This window comes from Armatimonas sp. (assembly GCF_031410135.1).
GTDB lineage: Bacteria > Armatimonadota > Armatimonadia > Armatimonadales > Armatimonadaceae > Armatimonas.
This window is the reverse complement of sequence record NZ_JANNYP010000240.1, coordinates 1-25,287: the sequence shown is the minus strand read 5'-3', so window position 1 is coordinate 25,287 and position 25,287 is coordinate 1. Positions and strand designations below refer to the sequence as shown.

Annotated in this window: 28 protein-coding genes; 15 read left to right on the top strand and 13 right to left on the bottom strand. The window is 53.2% G+C overall.

Going from position 1 to position 25,287, the window contains the following annotated elements; genetic code table 11:
* Positions 1 to 238 precede the first annotated feature (238 nt).
* The 7 genes from RMO15_RS08700 to RMO15_RS08670 all read left to right on the top strand — a co-directional run bounded on the left by RMO15_RS08700 (position 239) and on the right by RMO15_RS08670 (position 8,478).
* Entirely contained in the window at positions 239 to 1,606 is a 1,368-nt protein-coding gene (locus tag RMO15_RS08700; protein WP_309710700.1) for a hypothetical protein, read from the top strand.
* Positions 1,607 to 1,610: 4 nt separating this feature from the next.
* A complete protein-coding gene (locus RMO15_RS08695; RefSeq protein WP_309710696.1) occupies positions 1,611 to 2,054 on the top strand; it encodes a GNAT family N-acetyltransferase in 444 nt (147 codons plus the stop codon).
* Between the two features lie 78 nt (positions 2,055 to 2,132).
* On the top strand, positions 2,133 to 4,724 hold the full coding sequence (locus tag RMO15_RS08690) for a helicase-related protein (RefSeq protein WP_309710693.1): 2,592 nt from the start codon (positions 2,133 to 2,135) through the stop codon (positions 4,722 to 4,724).
* A 5-nt stretch (positions 4,725 to 4,729) separates the two neighbouring features.
* Entirely contained in the window at positions 4,730 to 6,445 is a 1,716-nt protein-coding gene (locus RMO15_RS08685; protein ID WP_309710689.1) for a PglZ domain-containing protein, read from the top strand.
* The gene (locus RMO15_RS08680; RefSeq protein WP_309710687.1) at positions 6,442 to 6,957 is read left to right on the top strand and encodes a hypothetical protein; all 516 of its coding nucleotides are present in this window, start codon (positions 6,442 to 6,444) and stop codon (positions 6,955 to 6,957) included. The genes RMO15_RS08685 and RMO15_RS08680 overlap by 4 nt, the downstream gene beginning before the upstream one ends.
* Before the next feature lie 34 nt (positions 6,958 to 6,991).
* Positions 6,992 to 7,807, top strand: a complete 816-nt coding sequence (locus RMO15_RS08675) for a hypothetical protein (protein WP_309710685.1) — start codon at positions 6,992 to 6,994, stop codon at positions 7,805 to 7,807.
* A gap of 50 nt (positions 7,808 to 7,857) precedes the next feature.
* Positions 7,858 to 8,478 (top strand): hypothetical protein, encoded by a 621-nt coding sequence (locus tag RMO15_RS08670; RefSeq protein ID WP_309710682.1) that lies wholly within the window; start codon positions 7,858 to 7,860, stop codon positions 8,476 to 8,478.
* 30 nt (positions 8,479 to 8,508) lie between these two features.
* Here RMO15_RS08670 and RMO15_RS08665 read toward each other — a convergent pair whose 3' ends face one another.
* The 3 genes from RMO15_RS08665 to RMO15_RS08655 form a co-directional block, all read right to left on the bottom strand.
* Positions 8,509 to 9,009 carry a GNAT family N-acetyltransferase gene (locus RMO15_RS08665; RefSeq protein ID WP_309710681.1) on the bottom strand — a complete coding sequence of 167 codons (501 nt, stop codon included), beginning with the start codon at positions 9,007 to 9,009 and terminating at the stop codon, positions 8,509 to 8,511.
* 3 nt (positions 9,010 to 9,012) lie between these two features.
* The gene (locus RMO15_RS08660; protein WP_309710679.1) at positions 9,013 to 9,324 is read right to left on the bottom strand and encodes a DUF1778 domain-containing protein; all 312 of its coding nucleotides are present in this window, start codon (positions 9,322 to 9,324) and stop codon (positions 9,013 to 9,015) included.
* Between the two features lie 87 nt (positions 9,325 to 9,411).
* On the bottom strand, positions 9,412 to 9,711 hold the full coding sequence (locus tag RMO15_RS08655; RefSeq protein ID WP_309710676.1) for a hypothetical protein: 300 nt from the start codon (positions 9,709 to 9,711) through the stop codon (positions 9,412 to 9,414).
* A gap of 349 nt (positions 9,712 to 10,060) precedes the next feature.
* On the opposite strand from RMO15_RS08655, the gene RMO15_RS08650 reads away from it, so the two are divergent.
* From RMO15_RS08650 to RMO15_RS08640, 3 genes are all read left to right on the top strand, one after another.
* Complete coding sequence (locus RMO15_RS08650; RefSeq protein ID WP_309710674.1) at positions 10,061 to 10,522, top strand: helix-turn-helix domain-containing protein; 462 nt, start codon at positions 10,061 to 10,063, stop codon at positions 10,520 to 10,522.
* 93 nt (positions 10,523 to 10,615) lie between these two features.
* A complete protein-coding gene (locus RMO15_RS08645) occupies positions 10,616 to 11,023 on the top strand; it encodes a helix-turn-helix domain-containing protein (protein ID WP_309710672.1) in 408 nt (135 codons plus the stop codon).
* Position 11,024: 1 nt separating this feature from the next.
* Positions 11,025 to 11,591, top strand: a complete 567-nt coding sequence (locus RMO15_RS08640) for a PIN domain-containing protein (protein WP_309710669.1) — start codon at positions 11,025 to 11,027, stop codon at positions 11,589 to 11,591.
* Positions 11,592 to 11,666: 75 nt separating this feature from the next.
* On the opposite strand, the gene RMO15_RS08635 is transcribed toward RMO15_RS08640, so the two are convergent.
* On the bottom strand, positions 11,667 to 12,629 hold the full coding sequence (locus RMO15_RS08635) for a hypothetical protein (protein WP_309710666.1): 963 nt from the start codon (positions 12,627 to 12,629) through the stop codon (positions 11,667 to 11,669).
* Between the two features lie 135 nt (positions 12,630 to 12,764).
* Between RMO15_RS08635 and RMO15_RS08630 the strand changes: the two genes are divergently transcribed.
* The 3 genes from RMO15_RS08630 to RMO15_RS08620 all read left to right on the top strand — a co-directional run bounded on the left by RMO15_RS08630 (position 12,765) and on the right by RMO15_RS08620 (position 15,784).
* Positions 12,765 to 13,409 carry an AAA family ATPase gene (locus RMO15_RS08630; RefSeq protein ID WP_309710663.1) on the top strand — a complete coding sequence of 215 codons (645 nt, stop codon included), beginning with the start codon at positions 12,765 to 12,767 and terminating at the stop codon, positions 13,407 to 13,409.
* A 33-nt stretch (positions 13,410 to 13,442) separates the two neighbouring features.
* On the top strand, positions 13,443 to 13,727 hold the full coding sequence (locus tag RMO15_RS08625; protein WP_309710662.1) for a hypothetical protein: 285 nt from the start codon (positions 13,443 to 13,445) through the stop codon (positions 13,725 to 13,727).
* 497 nt (positions 13,728 to 14,224) lie between these two features.
* On the top strand, positions 14,225 to 15,784 hold the full coding sequence (locus RMO15_RS08620) for a hypothetical protein (RefSeq protein WP_309710660.1): 1,560 nt from the start codon (positions 14,225 to 14,227) through the stop codon (positions 15,782 to 15,784).
* A gap of 403 nt (positions 15,785 to 16,187) precedes the next feature.
* Here RMO15_RS08620 and RMO15_RS08615 read toward each other — a convergent pair whose 3' ends face one another.
* The 9 genes from RMO15_RS08615 to RMO15_RS08575 all read right to left on the bottom strand — a co-directional run bounded on the left by RMO15_RS08615 (position 16,188) and on the right by RMO15_RS08575 (position 21,297).
* Complete coding sequence (locus RMO15_RS08615) at positions 16,188 to 16,622, bottom strand: hypothetical protein (protein WP_309710657.1); 435 nt, start codon at positions 16,620 to 16,622, stop codon at positions 16,188 to 16,190.
* Positions 16,619 to 17,155 (bottom strand): hypothetical protein, encoded by a 537-nt coding sequence (locus tag RMO15_RS08610; protein ID WP_309710655.1) that lies wholly within the window; start codon positions 17,153 to 17,155, stop codon positions 16,619 to 16,621. The genes RMO15_RS08615 and RMO15_RS08610 overlap by 4 nt, the downstream gene beginning before the upstream one ends.
* Entirely contained in the window at positions 17,152 to 17,952 is an 801-nt protein-coding gene (locus tag RMO15_RS08605; RefSeq protein WP_309710653.1) for a hypothetical protein, read from the bottom strand. The genes RMO15_RS08610 and RMO15_RS08605 overlap by 4 nt, the downstream gene beginning before the upstream one ends.
* A gap of 51 nt (positions 17,953 to 18,003) precedes the next feature.
* Positions 18,004 to 18,354 (bottom strand): hypothetical protein, encoded by a 351-nt coding sequence (locus RMO15_RS08600; RefSeq protein ID WP_309710650.1) that lies wholly within the window; start codon positions 18,352 to 18,354, stop codon positions 18,004 to 18,006.
* A 2-nt stretch (positions 18,355 to 18,356) separates the two neighbouring features.
* On the bottom strand, positions 18,357 to 18,650 hold the full coding sequence (locus RMO15_RS08595) for a hypothetical protein (RefSeq protein WP_309710648.1): 294 nt from the start codon (positions 18,648 to 18,650) through the stop codon (positions 18,357 to 18,359).
* On the bottom strand, positions 18,647 to 18,856 hold the full coding sequence (locus tag RMO15_RS08590) for a hypothetical protein (protein WP_309710647.1): 210 nt from the start codon (positions 18,854 to 18,856) through the stop codon (positions 18,647 to 18,649). The genes RMO15_RS08595 and RMO15_RS08590 overlap by 4 nt, the downstream gene beginning before the upstream one ends.
* The gene (locus RMO15_RS08585) at positions 18,847 to 19,281 is read right to left on the bottom strand and encodes an SWIM zinc finger family protein (RefSeq protein ID WP_309710645.1); all 435 of its coding nucleotides are present in this window, start codon (positions 19,279 to 19,281) and stop codon (positions 18,847 to 18,849) included. The genes RMO15_RS08590 and RMO15_RS08585 overlap by 10 nt, the downstream gene beginning before the upstream one ends.
* Before the next feature lie 140 nt (positions 19,282 to 19,421).
* Positions 19,422 to 20,483, bottom strand: coding sequence for a DUF932 domain-containing protein (locus RMO15_RS08580; protein ID WP_309710642.1), 1,062 nt, complete (start codon positions 20,481 to 20,483; stop codon positions 19,422 to 19,424).
* Positions 20,484 to 20,877: 394 nt separating this feature from the next.
* Positions 20,878 to 21,297, bottom strand: coding sequence for a hypothetical protein (locus RMO15_RS08575; protein WP_309710640.1), 420 nt, complete (start codon positions 21,295 to 21,297; stop codon positions 20,878 to 20,880).
* Positions 21,298 to 21,759: 462 nt separating this feature from the next.
* Here RMO15_RS08575 and RMO15_RS08570 point away from each other — a divergent pair, with 462 nt between their 5' ends.
* Positions 21,760 to 23,010, top strand: coding sequence for a hypothetical protein (locus tag RMO15_RS08570; protein WP_309710638.1), 1,251 nt, complete (start codon positions 21,760 to 21,762; stop codon positions 23,008 to 23,010).
* A gap of 8 nt (positions 23,011 to 23,018) precedes the next feature.
* The gene (locus tag RMO15_RS08565; RefSeq protein ID WP_309710636.1) at positions 23,019 to 24,755 is read left to right on the top strand and encodes a hypothetical protein; all 1,737 of its coding nucleotides are present in this window, start codon (positions 23,019 to 23,021) and stop codon (positions 24,753 to 24,755) included.
* The last annotated feature ends 532 nt before the right edge of the window (positions 24,756 to 25,287 follow it).

Genomic DNA, 25,287 nt, shown 5'->3' with positions numbered 1-25,287 from the left:
CACATCATGTCACCATCTGTGATCAACGGAAATCACCTGATTTCCGTCACCGCAAGGGGTGGGGAAACGCCCAACTATACCTTTCCGGTGCGATGGGCAAAAAGCCCCAAAATGTGCGAACAACGTGCGCCTCCAGCGTTTTTTGCTGTTTATGGCAGAACAGACTATCTGGGGGCTATCAAAGTTAAATCGCTACGGTGCCACTCATTTCTCTCAAGCAAATCGCTATATGAATGGCGTGTACTACATTGCGTCGCTTCATGCCGAAACGTCTCCCTGGTACATTCTGGATGGCAAAGCTAACCGACTGGTGAAAGCGTTTTCGAGTTACCGTCCTCGACTCGGAACTTCTATCATAAACACAGGCTCCTGCTCGGTTCCTCCTGCGCCGCCTGACAGTGTGGACTACATTTTTACCGACCCACCCTTTGGCGAAAATATCTACTACGCCGATTTGAATTACCTCGTAGAGTCCTGGCATGGTCTCCTCACAGACTCGGCACCGGAAGCCATTGTCGATCAGGCGAAGAAGAAGCGGCTCGCCGACTACCAGGATTTGATGACCGCAAGTTTCCGCGCCTACTATCAGATGCTGAAGCCGGGACGCTGGATGACAGTGGAGTTTTCCAATAGTTCCAATGCGGTGTGGAACGCCATACAAGAAGGGCTGGAGCGTGTCGGCTTCATCGTTGCCGACATTCGCGTTCTCAACAAGCAAAGCGGCTCCTATCGTCAGGTGACGGCCAGTAGCACAGTGAAGGAAGATCTCGTTATCTCCTGCTACAAACCTCATCATGATTTCGAGGAACGATTTCAGGAGCTACAAGGTAACCCCGAGGGCGTGGTGGAGTTTCTCAGGGAGCATCTCGCCATGCTGCCTGTTGCGCCCGTCAACAAATCTGGCAAGCTGGAAACAGTGGCAGAACGCACCCGCTTTTTGCTGTTCGACCGCATGATCGCTTACCACCTCCAGCGGGGAGCGAGAATTCCTCTTTCTGCCTCTGAGTTCTATCAACTGGTGGACGAGCAGTTCGTCGAACGTGATGGCATGTATTTCCTACCCGACCAGGCCGCTCGCTACGATGCGGTGAAGGCGCGGGGCGTGGAGACGGAGCAGTTATCCATATTCGTCCGAGATGAGAAAACGGCAGTTCAATGGGTGCGTTCCCGCCTCAACGAACAACCACAGACACTCGGCGACCTGACTCCGAAGTTCATGCAGGAGCTACGGGAGTGGGAGAACCACGAGCCGCGCCCCGAGCTACGCGACCTGCTCCGCGAGTATTTTATCGAGGACGCGGGCACCTGGCGCGTTCCTGACCCCAACAACGAAAAAGATCTGGAAGCCCTGCGCCATAGTGCGCTTCTCAAGCTGTTCCGAGACTACGCTAACGCCAAGGGACCGCTCAAGGTCTTCCGCAAAGAGGCTGTTCTGGAAGGCTTCCGCCACTGCTGGGACACCAAGCAGTACGGCATAATCGTGGCGATCTGCGAGAAGATTCCCGACAAAATTCTCCAGGAAATCCATGAGTTCGTTCAGTTCTACGACATCGCCAAAGACCTCGCGCCAATGGCTTCTGAGCAGATGACATTCTCGTGGGAGTAGAACGATGCTAATTACAATGCGGCCTGTGTGCAGCGAGAACATTTACGAATGTGCAAGGCTCTCTATTACTGAGGAACAACACAACGAGTCACAGATTCCTGAGATGGTAGAGCTACTCGAAAAATTGTCGGGATTGCAAGATGTCGAACAGCAGACTTTCTACGCAGGAGAGACGATGGTCGGCTATGCTGCATATGAGCATGAGGTAGGGACAACCGAGTACGCAGTTCTTTATTTCCTAATTGACGAACGCTGGCAGAGAAGTGGATACGGCACGGGCGCGTTTCAGCAACTTCTTGACAAATTGAAGGCAAATGCCGACTGCACCATGATTAAAATTCGCTATATGGATTTCAACGAAGCAGCGCGGGCACTGTATGTGAAATTTGGATTCGTTGAGACAGCAGAATCGGACGGCTACGTGGATGCCATCCTGTTATGCCAGTAGGAAAGATGGCTTATTTTGCATCCCAACGAAAAAATAATTACCTTATGGTGTCCACCCCTTAATGCCTGGGTGCGTGTCTTGGAAGAGCGTACTCTCTTTGGCAAGCAGGTCGCGCGCGTGATGATGGACGGCGGCAGTAGCGTTCACACGGTTCCGCTCGACATCCTCCAGCCTGAACACGCCTTTGACCTCTCCCCTGCCCTCTCCACCGTCGCAGGAGCACGAATCTGGAGCGCGTTGGGCTCCGACCTCTTTCTCGCGCCACTGGTGAGCCAGGCGCTCCCCCTCCCCCATCAGTTTCGCGTGCTCCGTAAAGCGATGTCAGGATTCCCGATCCGCATGATGCTGGCGGACGAAGTAGGTATGGGGAAAACCATCGAGGCGGGCCTGCTTCTCAAAGAGTTGAAGCTGCGTGGGATGATCGAGCGCATACTCGTGCTGGCTCCCAAAAGCCTACTGCTTCAGTGGATCGTCGAGATGGACACCCTCTTTGGGGAGTCCTTTGATCTCGTTCTGCCCGGCGATTGGAGTGCTGATGTGGGGCTGCGCGGGGAGAATGCCTGGAAGCGGTACAGCCAGGTCGTCACCTCGGTCGATTCCGTCAAGCCTAAGGAAGGGCAGCGGGGTTGGACACAGGACAAGATAGCCCGCTACAACGTCGAGCGGTTCCACGACCTCATCGGAGCCGGATGGGATCTCGTGATCATCGACGAGAGCCACAAGGTCGCCGGAGCGAGCGATGATGTCTCGCGCTACGAGCTGGCTAAGGAATTGGCAAGAGCAGTCCCCCATTTGCTCCTGCTCACGGCCACTCCCCATAGCGGCAAGTCCGATGCCTTTCGACGCCTACTCACCTTGCTGGATCCCGGTATCTTCACCACCGGCGTTCCCCTCACACGCCAGCTTGTAGAGACCGTTGTCATCCGCACCGAGAAACGTTCGGCCACAGACGTGGACGGAAAGCCACTCTTTTCGCCACGTTCCACGCGCCTTCTCAAAGTTCCTTTTGCCCCGCGTCATGCCCTACAACAGCAGCTCTACGAAGAGGTCTCACAGTACGTGATCGCGGGTTACAACCGAGCGGAGCGGATGGGTGATAAAGGCTCGCGGTTGCTCCTGATCCTCATCCAGCGGCTGATGAGCAGCTCCACCCGAGCGGTTCGCCACTTCTTAGAGCAGCGTCTGGCGGCACTGGGAGGCGGTGAAGCGACCACTCCTCCATCAGGAAATGACCACCTGCCCGACGACACAGAACTGGACGATACCGTCCAGGGCGTCCTCTTTACCCTTCCGACTAACAGTCAGGAACGCACCGATGTCGAGCGCTTGTTGGGCCTTGCCGTGCGTGTCGAGAGCGCTGGTCCGGACGCCCGTGCCGAAGCCCTCTACGAGCAGATGATGCAGATTGCTCTCGAAGAAAACGATCCGTCTACCAAGTTTCTGGTGTTCACCGAGTTTCGCGCCACCCAGGAGATGCTGGAACAGTTTCTGAAGCAGCGCGGTTATCCTGTTGCGACACTCAATGGCACCATGGAAATCGCGGAGCGCAAGGGCGCACTGGAGTCCTTCCGCCATGAGGCGCAGACACTCATCTCCACGGACGCGGGCGGCGAGGGGTTAAATATGCAGTTCGCCCATGTCGTGTTCAACTACGACTTGCCCTGGAATCCGATGCGGGTCGAGCAGAGGATCGGGCGCGTGGACCGTATCGGACAGACACGCGCCGTTCAAGCGACGAACCTTGTCCTCGAAAACTCCGTCGAGGCGCGGCTGTACGAGATCTGGCAAGAGAAGCTCGCGACCATCTTGACGGAGTTTGGAGTCGATAAGACCGGCGACGTACTCGACTCCTCGGAAGCCAGCGTCGAGTTCGAGCGTCTGGCACGTACCGCTCTGCTGAAACCGGAGGAGCTCTCAAACGAGCTGGATCGCGTCGTGATGGACATCCGAAAGGCGGCGGCGGAAGCGGCGCATACCCATTCGCTCTACACGGGGAAGGTGGAGGAGACCGACCATCTTCCCACCGTGCCTCTTCGGATCTGGATGGATACCCTGATGGGTGCCGAGCCGGAGAGATCCCCCACCGAGCAGGATAGCCTCGACCTCTCGGAGCGTGTCATCGAGCGCATCAACGCGCTCACTCCGTTCTTTGCGGAGGGCAAGCCAGTGGCGCATCTCAGCGTGGACGGGCTTGGGTTCCCTTTGGATGGCTGGTTCTCCCTCTGGAAGGTCGGGATCGCCGACGGGATATGGCGTCAGCAGAATGTTTTCGCGCTCTTCTCGACCGACGAGGGCAAGTCCTTCGGCAAATCCGCGCAGCGGCTCTGGGATGAGTTGGCAATCCGCCGTGTGGCTATCCAGGTCGTCGGTGAGACGATGGACTACGATTTCCTTGCCTTGCAAAGTCTGGCGGAAGCGGAATCCGCAGCGCTCTACGACGCGGTGGTACACAAGACGCGGGTACGGGCGAAGCACCGCTTGAGCGCCTTGGACATGAGTTACCTGGCCCGCAGAACCTCGCTGGCGCGGATCGAGCTGGAGACGGTGCGTGAGGCACGGCGTCGCGATCTGGAGACCGAGTACCAGAAGCGCAAAGCGGAGATCAACCTGGTGACCCAGGCGCTCCCCGACATGACCTGCCTGTTTCTGACGCGAGTGATGGCGCAATGAGATGGGTGGAAACCATAATTGCGAAGCTGAAGCCCGCCTTCGGAGGCATCCCCACTTTCTGCGTGGACTCGGACAATCTGCTGGACGTTCCTCAAGTACGAGAAGCTCTCCGTGCTGCCGGAATGACCATCGAGGATTGGGATGGCCAACCAACCTCACTCGCCCCGCTCAAGCAGATCGGAGAGAACGACAAGCCGCTTCTTATTGTCGCCGACGCAGGCCGTCGTCATATTGTGAACTCCTGCCTGACCGATTTTCGATGGGAGTCGGTGACCATCGGCGAGCTCATGCCCAAGTTCGCCCTGGACGTTGTGAAGTCTGTACCGACCGAACGGTGGGACCACCTGATGGAGCTGCACCGCGAAGTACGCTCCCCACGAAACGCGCACGAAACCGCGCTCCTGGTCGGACGTGCTCTCTACGGCGTAGACCCCGAGTTTCTCCGGCACGGCAGCGGTTGGCTACGGACGCTGGGCTCTATCGCCGTTGGTGACGATCCCCTCCCCGCTCCCGTGGCCCATGCCATTGCGCAGGAAGTAGCCTGGCCGCCGACACTCCCAAGCACGGAAGCGACGGTAGCCTTGAGCGAACCTGCGGTGGCACGCACAGTCTTGCTCTCCGCTCTCCAATCGAATCCTGGCCTGACGGAAAGAGCCACAGCAGCGGAACAGATTCTCCTTGGCCAACTGGCACCGTCGAAACCAAAGAGAGTGCCGGATGCCGCTCCTACAGACCTACTGGCAGAGTGGGAACAGAAACGCCACAGCGCGCAAGACGTTTTAGAGTTTGGCATCCTCTACGCAAAAGCCGTTGGGTCGGGCGGCGTTCCACACGAATTGCGACGGGATCTGGATCAACACTTTTATGAATGGCTCAAGCAAAACTATGGCCTGATGCTGAGTTCCCCCAACCCAGCGATTCTGCGCCTCCCCACCCTGCTGGATCGGCTCGACAAGGAGATCGGCGACGACCGCCTCCTGCTTCTTGTCGTGGACTCGCTTTCGCTGCGTGCATGGGAAGGCACACGAAAACGATGGCTCGCAGATGGCATCATCGGGGATGCTTCGACGCGGGCCGCGTTCGCAATTTTGCCCACGATTACCAGCCTGAGCCGACGGGCGATTTTCGAGGGGAAATCGCCGTCCCAGTTTTCCTCGGAGACGCATTCCACGCGCCTGGAGCGACAGCTCTGGACAGCGCGGTATCAGGGTGAGGGCGACTACTACACGGCGGAGGAGGCCCTGGGTATGCAGGACAGTTTCGCAAAAGCCCGTCGCCGTGTTTGCCTCGTGGATGTGAGCTGGGACAAGCGTGGGCACAGCATCAATCCACGCCTCGATTCCATCGAAGAGGCCGTTCATGTTTGGGCAGGGAAAACACCGCTACGGGATATTGTTCGTTCCGGTTTGGCGGAGGGATACCGAGTGATTCTTACGGCGGATCATGGGCAAGTGGAATGTCGTGGTCAGGGGCGTCCTAAAGTTGGAGCATTACCGGAGGAGCGCTCCAAACGCGTCTTGACCTTCGACGACAAGACAGTATGCGCGAGTTTCTCGAATGCCTTGTCTATGCCGTTCCACCCATCGAATCTACCGACGAATCTCTGGCCGTTATTCGCGATGGATTTTGCCAGCTATGATATCGCGGGGGCAGAAGCAGTGAGCCATGGCGGGTTGAGCATTGAGGAGGTTCTTGTGCCCGTGGTAGAGATGAAATTATGAATCAAAGAATTCCCATCATGTACGATAGGCCGCTCCGCCCAGAGTGGATCGATTATGCCTTGGAGCAATACCTCAAGGCAGAGAATGAAGTGACGTTGCGGAAAACCCTCTTCGAGTACCTGCGTCCTCAGATTCGCGGCGTGGAGACGCTGGAAAAAACGGCGCTTCAGTTGCAACGTACTGTGGGTTTCAAATCTTCCATAACAAAAACACGGCTTGCTGAAACCTATTGTCAGATGAGCGAACTCTCTCCAGATCAGCGTTTAGCACTCAGGGTACGGTTACTTTCTGAGGCGACTCCTTTTGTAGACGACTGCCTAACGGCCATGGAGCGCCTCGCCGTGTTGGGCGTAAAGGGAGTGGAAACCAAGCATATCTACGAACGCATTTCCTCGAAATACGGAGACCGATCCATGGTATACCGTGGCGTCCGCTATGTTCTGCAAACTCTGACGCTGTGTGGAGTGGTCGAGCATCGCGATAAACGGTGGTTTCTCAATGGACATTCTTAATATATTAGAGGGATACTCTTACGGAAGAGGCGCAGTGCAGCCGCTCACGGAACGACATTGGTCGAACCTCATCGCATGGGTTCTCGATCCGTTAGTCCATTCCGGCCAATCGCTCGCCCCCAGAGTGACCGGCCTACTCGAACTAGCAGAAGTGTCAGGTCAAATAGGATCCATCGAAAAAGTGGAACGCGAACGTCCTGTTACAAATCAGCAAAATGCTCGCATTATCGACCTTGACCTTCACTTTACATCGGGCTGCAAGGTATGGATAGAAAATAAAGTTGATCGCAGCTATGAGGATTCACGTCAGTTGGAAGAGGAGCGAAATGCTCTTGGCCCTGATGATCACTTAATCCTACTGTGCCCACGAGGGATGTCCCTTCTTCAGCAAAGGACGCGGGAGGTTCTATTGTCCGATCCGCGTTTACATCACATCCGCTGGCTTGACCTAGCCGGGAGATGGAGATTATCTCTTCCTGGACTAGCAAGTAACAGCCGGGAGTTCCAGATTATTCAGACGATGGCGGACTATTGGGAGCGGCGGGCACAAGGTGACTTTCTGTGGCAAGTAGAAACCATCGTTGAGGAATATGGATGGTCTCGCTTTTATCCCGACGACTTCAAAGCCGCCTTCTGTCAGCGTTTTGCTGATGTCTATCAATCGTGGGTAGTTGAAAGAGGAGAGCGTGGTCTAGGAGGAACCCACTCCTATCTTTTGCAACAATTGGTGGGCCTCACCAAGAAAAATCCTGGACAGTTCCGTCTTGCTAAAACCGGCAACGAGCGCCCTCCTTATCTCCCAGATTGGGGTCACCCGATCATTTTTGAATATCAGGTGCTTAATGATTGAAGTTCAGTATTGTGGCCGAATCATCAAAAAACTAAATTGTATTAGGTAAAATGCCTTCGCCTGTTCTGGCACCGGAGACCGTTTTGACACAAGTACCCCTACCCAACCTAACCGCCAATGCCAGCTTCTTTCGCGAATTTCTCGCCGCCGATCCTCCCTGCTGCGCCGTGGGCATGGTGGAGGTGGAGGGCGTCGAGTGTGGCCTCCTCGCACTGCGGCCTGGTAAGGTCATCCCAGCCCATATCACCGGCAAGGGTTTCAGGTTGGGCCACGCGGTCATCGGAAACGACACCTTTGAAGTGGTGCATTTCGCCTTCGAGTTCTACGGATTTGAGACCTACAATGTGCTGCTCAATCCCGCAAACCCTGTGGTGCAAGCGGTCTTGAACAAGATGGTCGCCACGGGCGATTACTTCTTCTTTGCGCTGGACTCAGACCGTAGCGCCACGGCCTTCCGCTCCCAGATCGAGGAGAGCAATCTGCGGGGTTTGAAAGCCCTGATGCCGCGCCTTAGGCAGTCTCGAACCGCGGAGGCTCAGTACCAGAAAGCGCTGACGGCTTTCGAGAAGAACCCAGAGCCAGAAGGGATGCTGCTCGCTTTGGTCTGTCAGGACAACATCGCCTATCTGGATCTGAGTACAGACCGGCTAGACCTAACCCCGAGCAACTGATACCGGGGCAACTAACTGGTACCAGGGCAACTATTCCAGCGAGAGAGCACGAATTGTCTCAACCGCCAGGAACAAATGGTTGGGGTCATCGAGGAGCGCCTCGAATCCCCAGCCTAAACTCAGATACCAACTCCGCGCCTGCTCGTCCAGAGCATCCAGCACAAGCGCGAAGATACCTATCGTGCGTGAGGTTTCCTCTGTCTGCTTCATTGCCCGTAGGAGCATGCGCTTTCCCAAACCCTGCCCCTGCGCGTCTTTGTCTACAGCGAGCCGTCCCAGGAGCACCACACCCACCGGCCCAGATGGGAGCTTCTTAGCCGGGACTATCTGGCTCTCTACCGTGCGCGTCACCAGCGTGTAGTACCCCAGAATCTTAGAGTCCCCCGACTCGGCAACAACAACGTGTGTCACTCCAACATTCCGATCCGCGTTCTGACGAGCCTGCTGCTGAAGGAAGCGATTCAGAGACTCCTTCCCACAGTCAAAGCTCTTTCGGTCGTGGTGTGGCTGGAGCAGCTCGACAACAGACATACGCTACCAATTGCCCCCAGGATTCTCCGCCTTCAGACGCTTGTACTCCTGGGCAGCCGCACGGAGCTTTTCCGTAGGCGCGGCGGGCTTCTCGATAAGTTCGACGAACCGTGCAAAATCCCGCTCGGAGAGAATGATTCGGTCGTGCTGGGCAAGAACCGCGTCCGCCTTCTCTGCAATCGCCAGCTCGGTAAAGTCCGTGATGGACTGTCCTAAGAGGCTCGCCGCTTCCTCTGCCCGCTGCTTAATACGTACGTTCACACGGCAGTTCAAACGGGCGTAGTCGGTTGTTTCTTTCGCTTCTACAGTTGGCATCTTCCTCACCTCTTTATTTTTATATGTGGCATTATGCCACATCCTAAGGAGTGAGTCAATCGCTTCGTGAAGCAAGTGACAAAGCGCTTAAGTGGCATCCTCAGAGAGTCGCTCCTGCAACGTGGCTATCTCCTGCCGCAGAGAAGCGTTCTGAAGATCGAGTGCCTGAATCCGACTGGAGGTCTCCTTGATGCGCGTCAGGACGGCCTGGACATCACACGCAGCAGGCTCCAGGGCTTGAGTCTGCCCCGCTTGCAACAAGCCCATCTCAGCTTTGTCCTGCTGACGATACCAAGTCTCCAGAGCGGATCGCTGCGTTTGGGTGAGGATCTCGCCCCGTGTGGCGCGGTCATGCCACTTGGCACCTTGGCTAATCGAGTCAGGCATACGGCGATTATATCGCCCTCCCCTACTCCCATAAAGCTGGAATACCCTGCGTAGTTTGGGGAGACGTTTTCAGGATAAACACTTATATTAATACTAATTAAATACTATTTTGCTACTATAAAGATATTATTTTAGTATCAATATAATACTCTTGCCAATCTCAAGAACTCCTGAACGACCCCGGTGGCGTCTCGCTGCTCACGAGCACGCTCCTCCCCTTGAAACTGGGACGCTATGGCCCGGTGTACGCGTGAGTCTGGAAACACTCCGACAGGTTCGCAGAAGAGGATAAATTTATTAGTTACGTTCGTTTCGTTCATTTCGTATACTACAGGAGAGGAGGTCTATCATGCTCACACTTACACAACACACCAATGCCCTATCCGGCCCTGAGGCACAGCTCGCCGAGGAGTCCAGCCGCACCCTCGCACACTTTGCAAGCGACGGGGAAAACATCGTTCAGATCGCGCTTCGACTACCCAACGGGGAGCACTCGGAAATCTCGATTCCAGGTTCCGCGCTCTCTCTCCTGACTTCCGTTCTCAAGCACATGGGGCGCGGGCGAGGTGTGGCAATCGTTGCCACCGACACGGAAATGACCACCCAGCAAGCGGCGGATTTCTTGCACGTCTCCCGTCCCTACTTCGTCAAGCTACTTGACCAGGGCAAGATTCCTCATCGAAAGGTTGGGGTTCGGCGACGCGTTCGCCTGGAGGACGTTTTGCGGTACATGGACGAGACGCGCGACGCGGCCTCAAAAGCTCTTGAGGAGATGGTTGCGGAGAACCAAAAGCTCGGCCTCTATCCGTGAATCATCATGGGAATTGAGTATCCTATATGTTCAGATAAGTTACTTATTGCAGATAGGACAGATATATGACATACTGGATACAGGAGAATCAACATGCCATCACTGCTGGATCGACCCCATACACTCAAGCCCTCTGCTGACAATCGTAAAGGAGCCACGCTGCTTGCCCATGTTTTGGAAGTCGCTCAAATGACTCCCGAGGCAGAACCGATTCGAGCCGAACTCTTGGCGCTTCTCCGTGACATGGGCAAGGGTCAGGGCTTTGCAATATTGCCGCTGGACAAGGAACTGACTCCCTCTCAGGCGGCGGAAGTCTTGGGGGTGTCGCGCACTCACTTCATGCGGATCGCCCAGAAGGGCGAGATTCCGTATCGTATGGTGGGGGCGCATCACCGTATGCGCCTGGAGGACGTTCTACAGTACCGCGAAGAGCGGGAGCAGCGCGGCCAGGCTCTCGACGAGCTAATCGAACAAGCTCAAAAGCTTAATATGGGGTATTAGGTTGGCAGTTCCCGTCACCCTGCTCGATGCCAATGTCCTGTATCCCGCGCCCTTGCGGGATTTTCTTTTACAGCTGGCCTACGCCGATTTCTTTGACCCCAAGTGGTCGGAGGAGATACAGGACGAATGGACGCGAAACGTTCTGGCGAACCGAAGCGATCTCACCGCCGCTCAAATGTCCTACACACGGGACGCGATGAAAAGAGCGTTTCCCACGGCCATCGTGACGGGATACGAGTTCCTGATTGCACAGCTCACCAATCACCCCAAAGATGCACACGTTCTTGCAGCGGCTATTCAGGGAAAAGCCCAGTGCATTGTCACCTTCAATCTGAAGGACTTCCCCGCCACCGCACTCATTCCCTATGGGGTTGAGGCGATTCCCCCCGACGAGTTTGCGCTGAGTCTGTATCATGGTAATCCCGAAGATGTCATCGCCACGCTTGGCCGCCACCGCGCAAAGCTAACTCGGCCCCCAAAAAGCGCTCGCGAGTACGTCGACTCGCTGGAGCATTGTGGTCTCATCAAGACTGCAAAGCACCTCAGAGAACATGAGGATGAAATCTAAGCGGCATTTTCTCACGAGCCAATCTCCGCGACCAGCGACCGCGCCATGATCTTGCAGATGTCGATTACTTCGATGTCAGTGTCCCCCCAAATCGGTGAGCAGCGCGTCGGCCAGCTCTTTAGTCCGCCCCTCCACGCGCGCAACCTCAAGCCAGGCTCGCCATGGGGAGACCCGTGCGATCCCCTCCAAGCTCCGATGGACACGCCAGGAATCATCTTTGGACTGAAGGAACTCGATGCTAGCCCCCTCCCCTGTTGGCTGGAAACCCACTTCTTTAAGGTGATCTGAATCGAAGTCACCAGGCACCCAGACCCGTAGCGGTGGGGCAACCTTTGTCAGTGTGGGCTTATAGAGATTCGCCGCCAGGGTTCCCCCTATAGCAGACTCGGGATATAAGCTCAGAATCCGCTTTGCCAGCGCCTCCGTAGAGTTGGCATATAAGTAGCCACGCAGCGCAACCGTATGCGGCTTTTCTTCCTGGCTCCACAGTTCCGCCAGCGCCTTAGAGTTCACGACCTGTCGCCGTTTCGCAGGGCCGCTACCTTTGGCAAGAAGAAGCCCCTCCCCTTCCAGACGAGTCAGAACACGATGCGCAAGAGTCGTTGAAACGTGAGCATCCGTCGCCAGCTCCTGCACAGACCAGGCTCTAGCGCCTCCAAGCAGCAGAGACTCAGCAAGTACCCCCGTGCGTCCCATGAGCCGTACCTGACGGACTTCTTCGGACGACACATCAACCTCTCGACGCAGCGCGATTCCAGGCAAGATAAGTCGGTATCCCCCTTCAGGAACCAGAATATGGTTGAAGGGAGCTGCTGCCCGCGCGGCTTTCTGCGTCGCTGCGGAGAGCACCAAGAGGACATCAGGAGCAGCGGCTCGCTCCACATCCGCCGAGGCAGGACGGTAGAGCCGAACAAGCCGCAGGCAGTGTGAGCCAGCAGGCCCCGTTACCAGAAGCCTCTCACCATTGAGGGTCAGAGTAACCCCTGCCTTCTGAATCTCTTTCTGAATTGCGGATACTATATTTACAAGCTCAGCCATATTCACCGCCGTGGTAAATATAAGCTATTTTGTGAATAATATCAAACCCCATAGTAAAAATACTTGCCCCTATTGTCAAAACGGTCTGACTGTGATACCGTCATAGTATTAAATCAGTATCTCTCAGGTATTAAAATGATAGTAACAGTTGGTGGTATTAAGGGTGGCTCGGGCAAAACAACCGTCGCGACAAACTTGGCAGTCATCCTCAGTCAGCAAGGTCAAGACGTTCTCTTGATTGATGCTGATGATCAGGAAACCTCAAGTGACTTCACGAATCTCAGGAACGAAAAGCTTGAAGCGGGAGCTGGGTATACCAGTATCAAGCTCACCGGGCCAGCCGTCCGCACTGAGACTCTCAGGCTCAAGCAGAAATATCAAGACATCATCATAGATACAGGCGGGCGAGACACTACCAGCCAGCGAGCTGCTCTCTCCGTATCGGATGTCCTCCTTGTCCCGTTCGTACCGCGCTCGTTTGATGTGTGGACACTGGAGAAGGTATCCGGCTTGGTTGGCGAGATGAGCACAGCCAACCCGAGTCTTAGAGCCTACACCTTTATCAACCGCGCCGACCCGCGAGGTAGTGACAACGATGATGCTGCCGACGTGCTCAAGGACACCGTAGCGCTTAGCTTTATTCCGACCCCCATTGGGGGACGAAAAGCGTTCGGCAATGCCGCAGCCGAGGGGCTAGGAGTCACCGAGCTAAAGCCTCAAGACCCCAAAGCCACCGAGGAAATTATGGCATTATTCCGATATGTATTTAATACCAAATAGGTATTATTACGGTATAAGAAAGGTATCAAAACAATGGCAATCACAAAACGCCCCACGGGGCAAGTTTCAAATGCTGTAGACGTTGAAGCCCTCATTAACAAAGGGGGAAGTGTTGGAAGATCCGCCGAGTCACTGACTCCACAAGAGGAACAAGAAAAGACAGCCTTAGTGAATCTTCGTCTTCCGACCTCGCTTCTTGCTGAGATAGATGAAGTTATCAAGTCAAAGCGAGTTAAGATTCCCCGTCATACCTGGCTCCTTGAGGCCATTGCAGAGAGACTTACAAATGAGAAAGAAGAGCTGGTTCGAAGAGGATGAGACCCGCTCTTCTGATAGGTAGTAGCCTCAAAAACAGTCATCGAAACTGCACTTTTACCTTCAGGAAAACGATAGTAAACACAGCAAAAATGTGGACTCCTCTTCACTTTCAAGTATCAGAAAGATACTGTTTTAATACTATTAAAGTATTAAAACAGTATCTTCTTGGTATTCAAAACACGGTTTTAAAAGCGCGTCAAAAACTGCACTTTTACCTTCAAAATTACCTTTTAATGGCTTTAGAGGCGATACTAAAAACTGCACTTTTACTTTCAGAAAACTGCACTTTTAGTTGCACTAAACTGCACTTTTAGTTGCAGAAACCTGCACTTTTGGTTGCACGGCCTTTGTGGGAAACTGAGCTATCCCCTCACAAAAACAGGTGGTTTTGCCTCCCTCTTTTCTCTTAGACTCTTTAGACTTATATTTAAGACAGCAGCAGACAGGCGAATTAATTCGCCATTATTGCTGCTGCTGCTTCCAGGAGGTATAGGAAAGTGAGAGTGGAGCTGATCGAGACCCAAGCCCAAAACGAGCTTGCTACCCTGAATATCATCAGGACTGCGACCGCACTCACCAGATTCCCCGTTCATCAGCTCTGCAAGCGACGAAACGAGGCAATCGAAATCAAAGTGGTCAGCGAAGCGGGGGAGCTAACCCTGCTCTGGAAAGTTGGCTACAACGAGATGGGCGGTCCACCGGGGCCGCTTGCCTACCGGCTTGATACCATCGTCATCAACCGACAGATCGAAGAGCGCCCCAACAGCGCCTCACCCGTCGTGCGTCTCGGGAGCATTCGAGAAATCTGTACGCAGCTTGGCATTGACTCCGATAGCGGGAAAAACTACAAGGAAGTCAAAAATGCCTTGATGCAAAATGCACTCACGGCGATCTATGCTAAAGTTTCCTACCGCGCCAAAGACAGAACGAAGAAGCTTTTTGAGTTTGCCACCACGCGCTATGGCGTCATCTTCAAGGGGGATGAGCTGCCTGGTGGACAAAGGGCAGATGCCGTTTACATCGTCATCAATCCGGTCTACAACGAGCTTCTGAGCAAGGCTGAAACACGGCCTTTAGACTATGCCTACCTCAAATTTTTGAAGTCTCCTGTTTCTCAAAGATTCTATGAGCTGGTAAGTTTTCAGATTTTCGGGGCACTTGAGAACGGGCGACCGAGAGCGAAATACCTGTACTCCCAGTTTTGCCGCGAGGTGCCGCAAAAGCGATACCTCCAAGGCAATCGGATGCGGATGCAGATGAAGGAAGTCCACAGCCCGCACCTTGAGAGCGGGTACTTAGAAGCCATTGAGTTTGTGCAGATCTACGATGCGGAAGGGGTTGTGGATTGGGAGATGCTCTACACACCAGGCCCACGGGCCAAGAACGAGCATCGAGCTACCCGCAAAGAGACAAAGCAGCTCTTGCTATCCTACGAGGAGGAGAGTCAACCCCAGAAAGCAAAACGCGGGCGTCCTGCCAAAAATCAAGCGAATGTCGCGGATGCAGCCACACAAGCCAAGCCAGTTTCGTTAGGGGGAGCAGATCCGACGCTAGTTCAGCAGCTCATAACGGCTGGGCTGAATCAGGCAGACGCTGAACGGTTCGCTCGTGAGAAGGCAGAGCAGGCCCGTCATCAGCTTGATTACCTGCCCTACAAAAGCAACCTCGAAAGCCCAGGAGCCTATCTTCGAGCCGCCATCGAGGGCGGGTATGCACCGCCCAAAGAGTACGCCCAAGCCAAACGCAAAGAAGACCAGGCACGAAAGAAGCGGGAAGAGTCCGAACGTAAACAGGCCGCAGAAGCCCTCAAATTGGCTCAGGAAGCCGCAGAAGCCGCCAGAGTGGATGAATCCCTAGAGCAACTCGAAAAAACGCAACCTGAGGCATTTACGGCGTTTTCCGCTTATGTCGTCAAACAGCGCACTGTTCTTGAGAACCGCTACCATAGCATGTCGCCGACAATTCGAACCAAAATGCTTGCTCACTTGGAGAGTCAAGAGAAGCGCCGAGAGCTGTATGAGACCTGGCTCAAATTGAATGAACAAGATGAGAAATAGTATCTATTTAATATCTTTTTGATATGTATACAGTATGAAATTAATACTAAAAATATACTAAAACAGTATTGATTATTGATTTATTCTCGCAAAACTAAGGTAGGTTATTTTGGTCGTACCCGAGGCATAAGGGTGGGGTTATCGCGGGAAGTGAGTGGGGTTATCGCGGGAAATCGCGAGTAGGGATGACCCAAAACAGGAAGGGGTAGCGATGTTTTTTGTTTGTGGCACATCGCTAAAGCCTCATGATCTACCTTCTCAAAATACCTTTCTAAAAACCTGTCGCCTTAGAAAACATCCCCGTGTTTCATGGGATGGCCCAGGACGAAAACCTTAAACCTTCGCAAATAACCTGTAGGAAAACCTCAGGTGGTCATAGAGACCGATTTGGACAAACGCGAACTCACTGAGGTAATTCCCGTAGTGTCTGGCCGATGAGAGCTTCGACACTTTCACGGGAGACTCGCCGCCAACGGGGTTTCTCAAAACTACCATCCGGCTTGCGGCTAAACTCCAGCAGATCGAACTGCTCGGGGAATTGCCACCGCTCCGTATGGGTATTGTAGTGCCCGCGAGCCGGGTAGTGCTCCACAACCGTTGGGGCAACCGTGGGCTTCTGCAAGAACTCCCAAGCCATCGTCGCCAGTACCTCGATTCTATTCGTAACACTGGTGCCGATATTGCCCGGAAGCTCCGTAAAGACCGCCATGGCTGCTTGATCGCTCTGTCCCGTCGGCTGGTAGAGCCTCAGGTAGCAGACCGATTTGCAGTTATGGTAGCCCTTGTAGTGCCAGGGGCCATCGTAGATTACTTCCGTCATGCTATTCGACCCAGTCATGCTACGATTTCCCTCTCTTTGACACTGTAGAGAGGCTCAGAAACCGGTGCGTCCAGGCTCTCGCCTATGACATCCTCCACGGCCTCGCGGCACATAGGAAGCCAGTAGACAGAGCGCCGCTCACGAACCGCAGACGCGTTATCGGCGATTCGTGCTTTGCGCTTGCCTGCTCTCAGGTTTGCTGCCGCGCTGTTACAGCTTGGCGTCAGGTTCTTGAAGAGCACCAGACCAATCTCCTCCTCAAACTCAAGCTCCATACCGTTTTGACGGTAGTGACTTGCCGCGTAGTGCTCGATGAGCAGGAAGTCCAACTCACTTTGCACGTCACCAAGCCCTCCGCGAAACCCGCTGATGATCGTCTCCAGCCAGGGGCCAGTCGCGAAGTCAGGAGCTGCGGGGAGCCAAGTCAATAAAAGCACTGCATCATTCATCGCCTCGTTCCTTTGCGGGAGGAAGCAACGAACGCGGCAGTCTGCCGTGCGCCCTTTACCATCTTCCAGCTCGAAGTGCTGATCCAGGGTTTTGTCCATCAAAGAACTCCTTTCCCCGATTCAAGCCTTGCGATGAGGCAGGCACCGGCTTCCTCTGGTGTCAGCTCGTAGCAGGGGAGGAACTCCACCCCTTCCGAGACAGCACGCCACAGTCGGTGCCAGCCGTCCACCAGGACGCTTGTCCCATCGTGAAACGGGACAAACAGAATCGGGCGAGAGAGATCGGCCTTCGCCGCATGGCTCTCGTCGATGTCCGGGTAGCGCTGCTTTAGGTGCGCCAGATCTATCCCGTGGTCACAGGGATAGAAGAGTTTGGTTTCACGAGGAACCAGCTCGATCAGGCGCATCCCTAAGGACGCGTTCCAGTGCCACTCTGTGCCCTTGTTGTCCTCAAAGCTGTACACCTGGTCGGTGGGCAGCAAGTCCATGACAACGAGCGTACGCACTTCGTCTGTGGGCCAGGGCGAGTCCAATGGCTCGCCGACAAAGCCCTCCAGCTTCGAAACCGATGAGCGCCGGTAGCAAGGCTGTATGGATGGTGAGCAAGGTCTGATCGCCTTGCCCTCCACCAGCTCCCACTCGACAATCCCGACTTCCGCAGCACAATGTACGAAGACCAGATAGCGCTGACCTTGTTGGTGCAGTACTTGAATGGTCTGAGCGATGAGCGCCGATACCCAGTCAGGTACCGGAACACTCGGGTTCTGAAGCGCGTAGCTCAGAACCAAGACAACGCTTTTCTCGCTATCATGCTCCTCGGGAAGGAAGAGGCGAAAGCGGGTTTTCTGAACGGTTCCTGCACCCGTAAGAGCGTAGGTCTCGTCCGTGACTTTCTTCATGGAATCCTTTCTGTTCTTGAGGAGTTCCCTCAATATTTGTTGAGTATTTCCTCAATACTCATCGGGGAGCAGAACTGTCGAACTGCGCCGGTCAGCATCGGTGATGATCCAGATCCGAATGGAAGTCTGGCCGCCACCGCTTGCGTTGTCTGTGTGGTTTGCTTTATCTGCGCCATCCACTGTGTCTGCGGGGAGGTCGTAGGCGGAGAGGAGTCGGTGCCCGTTTCGGAGCGCCTCCTCGTTCACGCGGCGGTCGTGGGCATCTAGGACGCCCCAATCACCGCGTGCGTGTCTCTCCAGATAGCCCTCCAGGTTCGCCTGGCAGGCGATGGAGGCTAGGAGCGCCCCCGGTGTCACCAGGAACTCGCCAGTGGGAAAGAGTGGAGCTTTGAGCGTGTTCATCGTCAACTCTCCTCTCGTATCTGGCAGGTCGTCTCTTGCCAACCGGACTCCGTGATGACGGACAAAACCGTGCCATCTCGGAGCGTGTATTGGGATAAAACCCGTCCACCGCGCTTGATAGATTCCTCGTTGACCACGCGGTCGTCGTAGGCCATCTCCGCGCCGTAATCGCCTTCACGGTGGCGCTTGAGCAGGTGGATAAGCTCCTCATCGTTTCGGATGAGAGCCTCCATTGCTGCGGGAGTCAGGAAGACCTTGCCTAGGAGGAACTTGATGGGCCGCGTATAGCCGCTCATAAAGTCACCTCCAGTGAATCCTTAGCCTCGTAGACGAAGGTGTCCTGTCGTTTGCGTCGTGGTAGCTCTGGGATTGCGCCCGTGAGCCGCCTGACGACTTCGACGGCACCCTTACGGTAGAGCGTGACGACAACGAGAGAGCCGGTGTCGGCTTCTCGCACCGCCCAGTTCCTTCCGCCCTTGTAGCGCGAGATTGTCAGAGACATGAGGGTGTTCCTCCATGTTTCTGAAGCTGCGCCGAGACGGCTTCTACGATGCCTTCCTGAACCTGCCGGATGCCTTCCTCAAGCGGAACGCTCTCCCATAGTGCGCTAAGTGCCTGGATAGCGGCTCGCTGCGTGAGCAGGAGCTTCTTCCAGCCCAGTGTGTGCTTGCAGGGGTAGCGCCCACTATGCTTCTCAAAGAAGGGGCAGGAGCACGTGTCCGCCTCGCGATCCACCGTGTAAGTGCCACCGTGATTCGAGCGAACCAGGTAGCGGTGAGCATCGAGGCAGCGGATGCGGTAGCCATCCTCGTAAAGGCGCTGTGCCCGCTCGTTGACGTTGGCAAGGAGCCTGGCCTCATCGAGCGTTATGGCTGAGCGTTTCACTATCTGTGGCCACTGAACGATCTGTGACCCTTGTTTGGTCATGGAAACAATCCTTTCAAATGTGGAAAAGACCGGAGCCATGACTACCCTTCCGGGCGGCATGGCCCGGTCAGGAAGTGACGAAGAGGGGAGGGGAGTGGTTAGGTGACTAACCTTTGGGGTTAGCTGTTTAACCTTTGGGGTTAGGCTGCTGCCAGAGCCTTTGGGGTCAGGATGCGCTGACGCAGTGCCTGCTCCGTGGGACTCGCAGTGGTCGTGTCAATGAGCACACTTGCCAGACCCTCCAACTCGTAGCGACCTTCCACCGACAACCGTTGCGCGGCGTTGGTGACGGCGTTGACAAGCCCGTAGAGAGTCTCCGAGTGCCGTTCTCCGTAGAGACCGAACTTGATGTACTCCTGGGTCTGCTTGGAGAGGCCCCAGAGCTGTCCCAAGTAGGCGATAGCCCGCTCGGGATCAGGAACCGGGACACGCACCGACAGAACCATCTGCTCAATGAAGGCTGCGGCCACCGCGATAGCCTGGCTCAGGGCATCGGCGAGCAAGGACTCCAAACGCGCTTCTGCGACATGGATATGCCGCTGACGCATCAGGCTCTTGCCGCTGATTTTCCGGACAAGCCCGTTGGAGCAGACCTGTCTCCAGACGACAGCATCCACCGTAACGGCGCGTAGGCCCACCTCGCTATTGCAGAGGTGGATTCCCACTAGGAGCCGATCACCGGGGATCACATCGCGCCAAATCGTCGGATCGATGAGTCTTAGGTGGAAGCTCTCCGGGTTCAGCTCGACGAGTCCTACCTTGAAGCGGCTGTTGCCAACCATTGGTAAGAGGGTATCGAGCACCTGGCTATTATCGAGCTTGGCGTACTTGGGGGAGAGAACACCGCGCACCAGGCTTCCCTTGGTGCGTAGCATCCAGTCCACACTCGCCTCGTTATCGCCCATGGTCAAGGAGCGCTGGTTTTCTTCCTGCGCAACCCAATGATTCCACTGAGCATCCTTGAGGAAGCTCGGGCACTTCTTAAAGTACCCACCGGGGATTCCTAGCTTCTGGCACGCCTGAGCGGTTGCCCACTCAGACATAGCCAAGCCTCCGTCGAATCCATCGCTTTGTGAATCGGGCAGCCAGAGTCTCCCATGGTGCATGGTGATCTGGCGTGCCCTTACTATCTGATCGCGCTTTCCGTCGTCGTCGGCTCTTGCGAGCTCTCGGACGTCGGCTAAGCTGGTGGTGAAGGTCATGTAACTTGCTTCCTTTCGTGTGGAGCTTTTAGGGAGTAGAGCTGCCGCTAGGCCGAGGCAATGCCTGAATAAATTCAGGGTATACCTCTGGCCTTTTGGCGTTTCTTCTACCCGTATGGAGCGGCTCTTAGAGAGTCGCGTTTGTCCACGGTGAAGGTAGCAAGGGGTGGGGGAGTAAGGAAGTGGGGCGCTAGCGGGGGTGAGTTTGTTTTTAGCGGGGAAGGGGATATAAGGGATTTTTACTCATCAGGGCGTGCAGGCTCTAACAAGGCCAGCAGATCCCCGCGCAGAATAAGATTGCGCTTGCCTGCGATGCGGAACGTTTTGGTGGGCGGTAAGGATTCGAGTAATTTCCACACACTTCGCCGATTTGAGAGCTGATGTGATTCTTGATTCACGACACGTCGTTTTGTGCCTCTTCTTCCTCATCGTCGTCGTCGCCTTCCTCATCGTCGTATGCACCTTCGAGTTCTTCGTCCGGGTCTGGAGCCAAGTCCACTAACTTGTCCAGCATCTCGATTATGGGTTCCAGAGCCTCGATGTATCCCGACAAGGTAATCGAAAGTTCATCTGCAAGTTCCCAGACGCTCTCATGCTCGATTCGGCCTCCGGGCGGCGACCCGTTGAAAAGGTGGTGTACCATCTGGTGGAGCTGCAAAAAGCTCTCACGCATCTGATCCGGTTCGCAAATGTCATATCGGATCTGGTCGATGGCATCCAGGGCATAGAGAACCTTCATTGTCTCGAAGGAGTCTTGCAGTCGCCTGAAGACTTTGGCATCCACGGGGCCGTAGGGGGTCTGTTTTATCGGCATGGAGTTATCCTACAAGCCGGAAAGGGGATTGGGCAAATGTGGCCACAGTTCTTTTCACGTGGCCGCAGTTCTTTTCTCAGCAGGCCACAATGCCGATACGCCTGTTGACCAACGATACTCATGGCCAAGACACTTTTTTGGTACTTTGATTTCCTGAACCGGTTTCGTGAACACGAGCCATCATCGAACCAAGGGAGCGGGCAGCACCGCTCGCTCCCATACAGGTCATCATCAAGAGTAGCGTTTTAAGGGTCGTTAATTTGAACTATCATCAGGCGGCCTGGGAGCAATTCTGTCAAAGTGACTGCGGTGAAAGTGTCCCGAAAAACGCCGGGGCTACGATGCCTTGTTTGCATACCTCCGTCCTTGCCTGTAGCGAAAATCGCCTTGCCGCTCCGGGGCGAAAATGCTACAATCTCGTAGTCTAAAAACTGTCCAGACAAACGTCAGGATTACAATGTTGTGAATAAAAGAAAAATGCGTAGAAATAATGTTTACTTGCATGAGTATGCAAGATTGATGCTTAGGGCTCACATATCTGCTCTTTTGGTAAGTGCTTTTATTGTTTTTGTAGGCTGTGGCGGTAGTAAAGGAGATAGTTTTCCGCTTAACGAAGAGCCTGTTACCTTGACCTATTCGGATGGCATTCCTACAATTCCGAATCTAATTGGGACTCGTAAAGAGTCACGAATTTTTTTCTCCGCAGACCAAGAAGGGAATGGGAATGCTGATGTCTATTCCATACGGCCTGATGGTACGGACTTAATTCGCATGACGGCGACGACTGCTGCAGAAACTAGCCCAACCTTTTCGCCATCCAAACAGGTCGTTGTGTTTGCACGATCTGTGAAACGTGGCCTGTTGGACGATTCCAATCGTACGAACTTGTTTGATCCTAATAGAGCGAGTGAACTTTGGGTGATGAGTATAAATGGTGAGAACCCACACTGTATTTATCCAAACGACCTAACGAGTCCGTTTGATAAAGCCCGTCATCTTTTTGTTTCATTCCCACGTTTTTCCCCCGAGGGGAACTTAGTCGTCTACTTCCGCACTGCAAAGAAAGACGATGGTACGTTTACTACATTTCTGAGCCGGACGGATATTGAGACAGGAGCAACTGTAGATTTGGTAGCTAATATTGCCCGTGCAGGTGGCCCACCTACCTGGTCTCCTGATGGTCTCCGCCTTGCGTTTTCACAACTCAAAGATAGTAAATATCGTATTTTTATTGTTGATAAGGATGGCAAAAACCTAAAGCAAGTGACTGATCCACCAATTAGTTTTCCTGCCAATGGGAGTATTCTTAGCACGAATCGTCAAGTAGCATCCGACTCTTCGCCAATTTTTACTCCGCCTAGTTATACAGGTGTGCCATCGCTCATCTTTGCACGACGCCTTGAAGTCCGAACGGATAATGGAAAGAGTATAGATCAGAGTGGGATATATCAAGTTCCGCTTAGTAAACTGGAGGAGGCTAGTGTTAAACCGTTAACTCCTGAAGGAGCAACTTTGTTGGTAGGTGATGCTCCCTCTTTTGCCCCCGAGGGGGATCGTATCATCTATGTAGGACGATCTACCACAGGGGCCTTTGGTTTTTCAATATATACTATAGGCGCAAGCGAATCAACAGTGTTGTTAGTTAGCCCTTCGACATTTTTGACACAAAAAAATTTACTAGGCCCACCTCAATGGTGCTCTGGTACACTTTGATTTTCATCATGAGACGTAATTTCTCCAAGTTCGATTTTGATCAAAATTTCAGGATAATTATGCTAAACCAAATGCCATTCGTTGTTGCTGCTACTGTTTTTACGTTGTCTACTGCTATACCTGCCTCAGCACAAAGTACTAAAGCTACAGATCTCAAACTAGAGATTGTTCGTGGGATAGATAGATCAAGCAGATATGCAGTTCCTGTAGTCAAGTTAGATGTCAGTGAATTCATTTCTCGGCAAAAATGGAAATTTCAACTTATTGATAAAGTTGATTATAGTGAACGCGAGTTGTATTCCGAATTTATTTCGAAAATAGACGATAAATTGAAATCTTATATCAAAGATATATCTTACTATAAAGTAGAAAAAATAAACAAAAATACTAATAATAAGCATGATAATTTAGTTGTTGGTGTTGAAATTAAAAAAAATATAGTTTATCTTCTTATTGATCAGCATAATCCAATTCATCAAGATGATGAACTTCTTGTGTCTTTTAGGCCTCCAACAATTAAGGTTCCTCGAAGTGTTTTTGTTGATTCCAACGAAGCATATGTCGAAGATGGAATAGAAGTTAACAAAGGGAATGTGGAGGTGCAGCAAACTATATTGGTTAAAGGCTTCTATTCTCAATCTCTGGGAATTCAAGCAGAGACTTCTGCGGTGAAAGTAGGTTTAGTACCATTACCGCCTGATCCGAAAAATCAGCAGGGATTACCTGGGACACCTAACCCTGGCGCGATTCCTTCATCTTTACCTTGGTACTTAAATTCTGAGGGATTGTCTTCGTCAAAAAAAACTGGTGATCAAGGTGATGTTGTTCGTCTAAATCTGAAAATACCTAGCTTTATATCTGATACCGAATATAAAATAGTTCCATTTTTCAATAAATATAAATACGGATTTTCTATTGGTTTTGACAGCCAATTATCAACAAATATAAGAGATCCTGAAACATTTATAAAAGTTCCAATTCGATTGGAACGAAATTTAAAACCTTATAGAGATAAGGAAACAGCTGCGAAGACGACTTTTTTGCATCGAAAAGAAGGCCTGATTCTACGTCATGAGGCTTCGGTAGGAGTGACGCAAGATTTTTTTGAGAATTTTCTTCTTAAGCGAAAAGGTAGTTCGAGTGAACAAGGTATATTTCAATTCACCGTCTCGCCAGTTATATTAACCCATGAAAGATCTTTTAACGTACCTTGGAAAGGGAGTATAGGTAAATGGTTCTTGCCAGGTGACATGAAATTAGAGCTGTCTCCAGCAGATGTTAGTGTGGATAAGTATGCATTAACACAGCTTTCCACCGGGGTACAGAAATATGTCTATCTGGGGTTAGATGCGGCGGCTCCTCGAACTAGTTTCAATGCCAATCTGGATCTACTCCAATTCAAATTGCCAACTAGGGTGATCCCACAGTCATCTCAAGTTTCGCCAACAGATGAAAAAGGAGTACTGCGCTTTGGTTTCACTGGATGGTATTTCTGGGGACGCAGCCGCAATGAGCTTGCACAGATCGCTTATGCCAAGCTCGCGAATAGTAGAGCGCCACTCGATTTGCCACGGATGGAGCGAGGACTCTACTCCACAAAATGGTCACTGTTCTTCCCAAGTGGTAAGGACGGAAAATTTGTCGAAGTGAGTTACACTGATGGTTACCCTGGAAAACGTGGCTTTTATGATCCAACGATCCGAATACTCCGAAGTTTTAGTTTCACTCTGGTAGATTCATTTTAATGAAAGCCGACATGAGCAAACTCCTAGGGATTCACTGGGATCCTGCTTCGTTCAAATTTACGAGGACAGACTGACACGACCTGGAAGATAAAGGGGGCTGGAAATTTACCGCTTTGAAATTTCCTTGTGAGCTGCCCCCCGAAAACTGGTTCTTCCGGTCTTTTGGTGAAGCTACTACGGAGCCAAATTTCTCCGGGTAAAACGGGGAGATGGCCCTCCAAGCTCTCCTACCAGATCCTTCCTGCCTAACCCTAGAATCTCTCACCTTGCAAGACACTGAGATTGTTTTCATGGTCAGGACAACACGCCCCACCGTGAAATGCCCACTCTGTACAACTGCATCCCAGCGCATTCACAGTTGGTATCAACGAACGCTGGCAGATCTGCCCTGGCTGGCCTGTACCCCTGATTTGGTCCATCGAGTGAGTTAGTCTTCGTTGGTCGTTGTGGGTTTCCCCGGCGGCGAAGCCGCCTCGTTCTTCGTTTCCGTTTCTGGTTGGGTATCTGGTCGTTCTTGGTTTTGGTCGTTCCA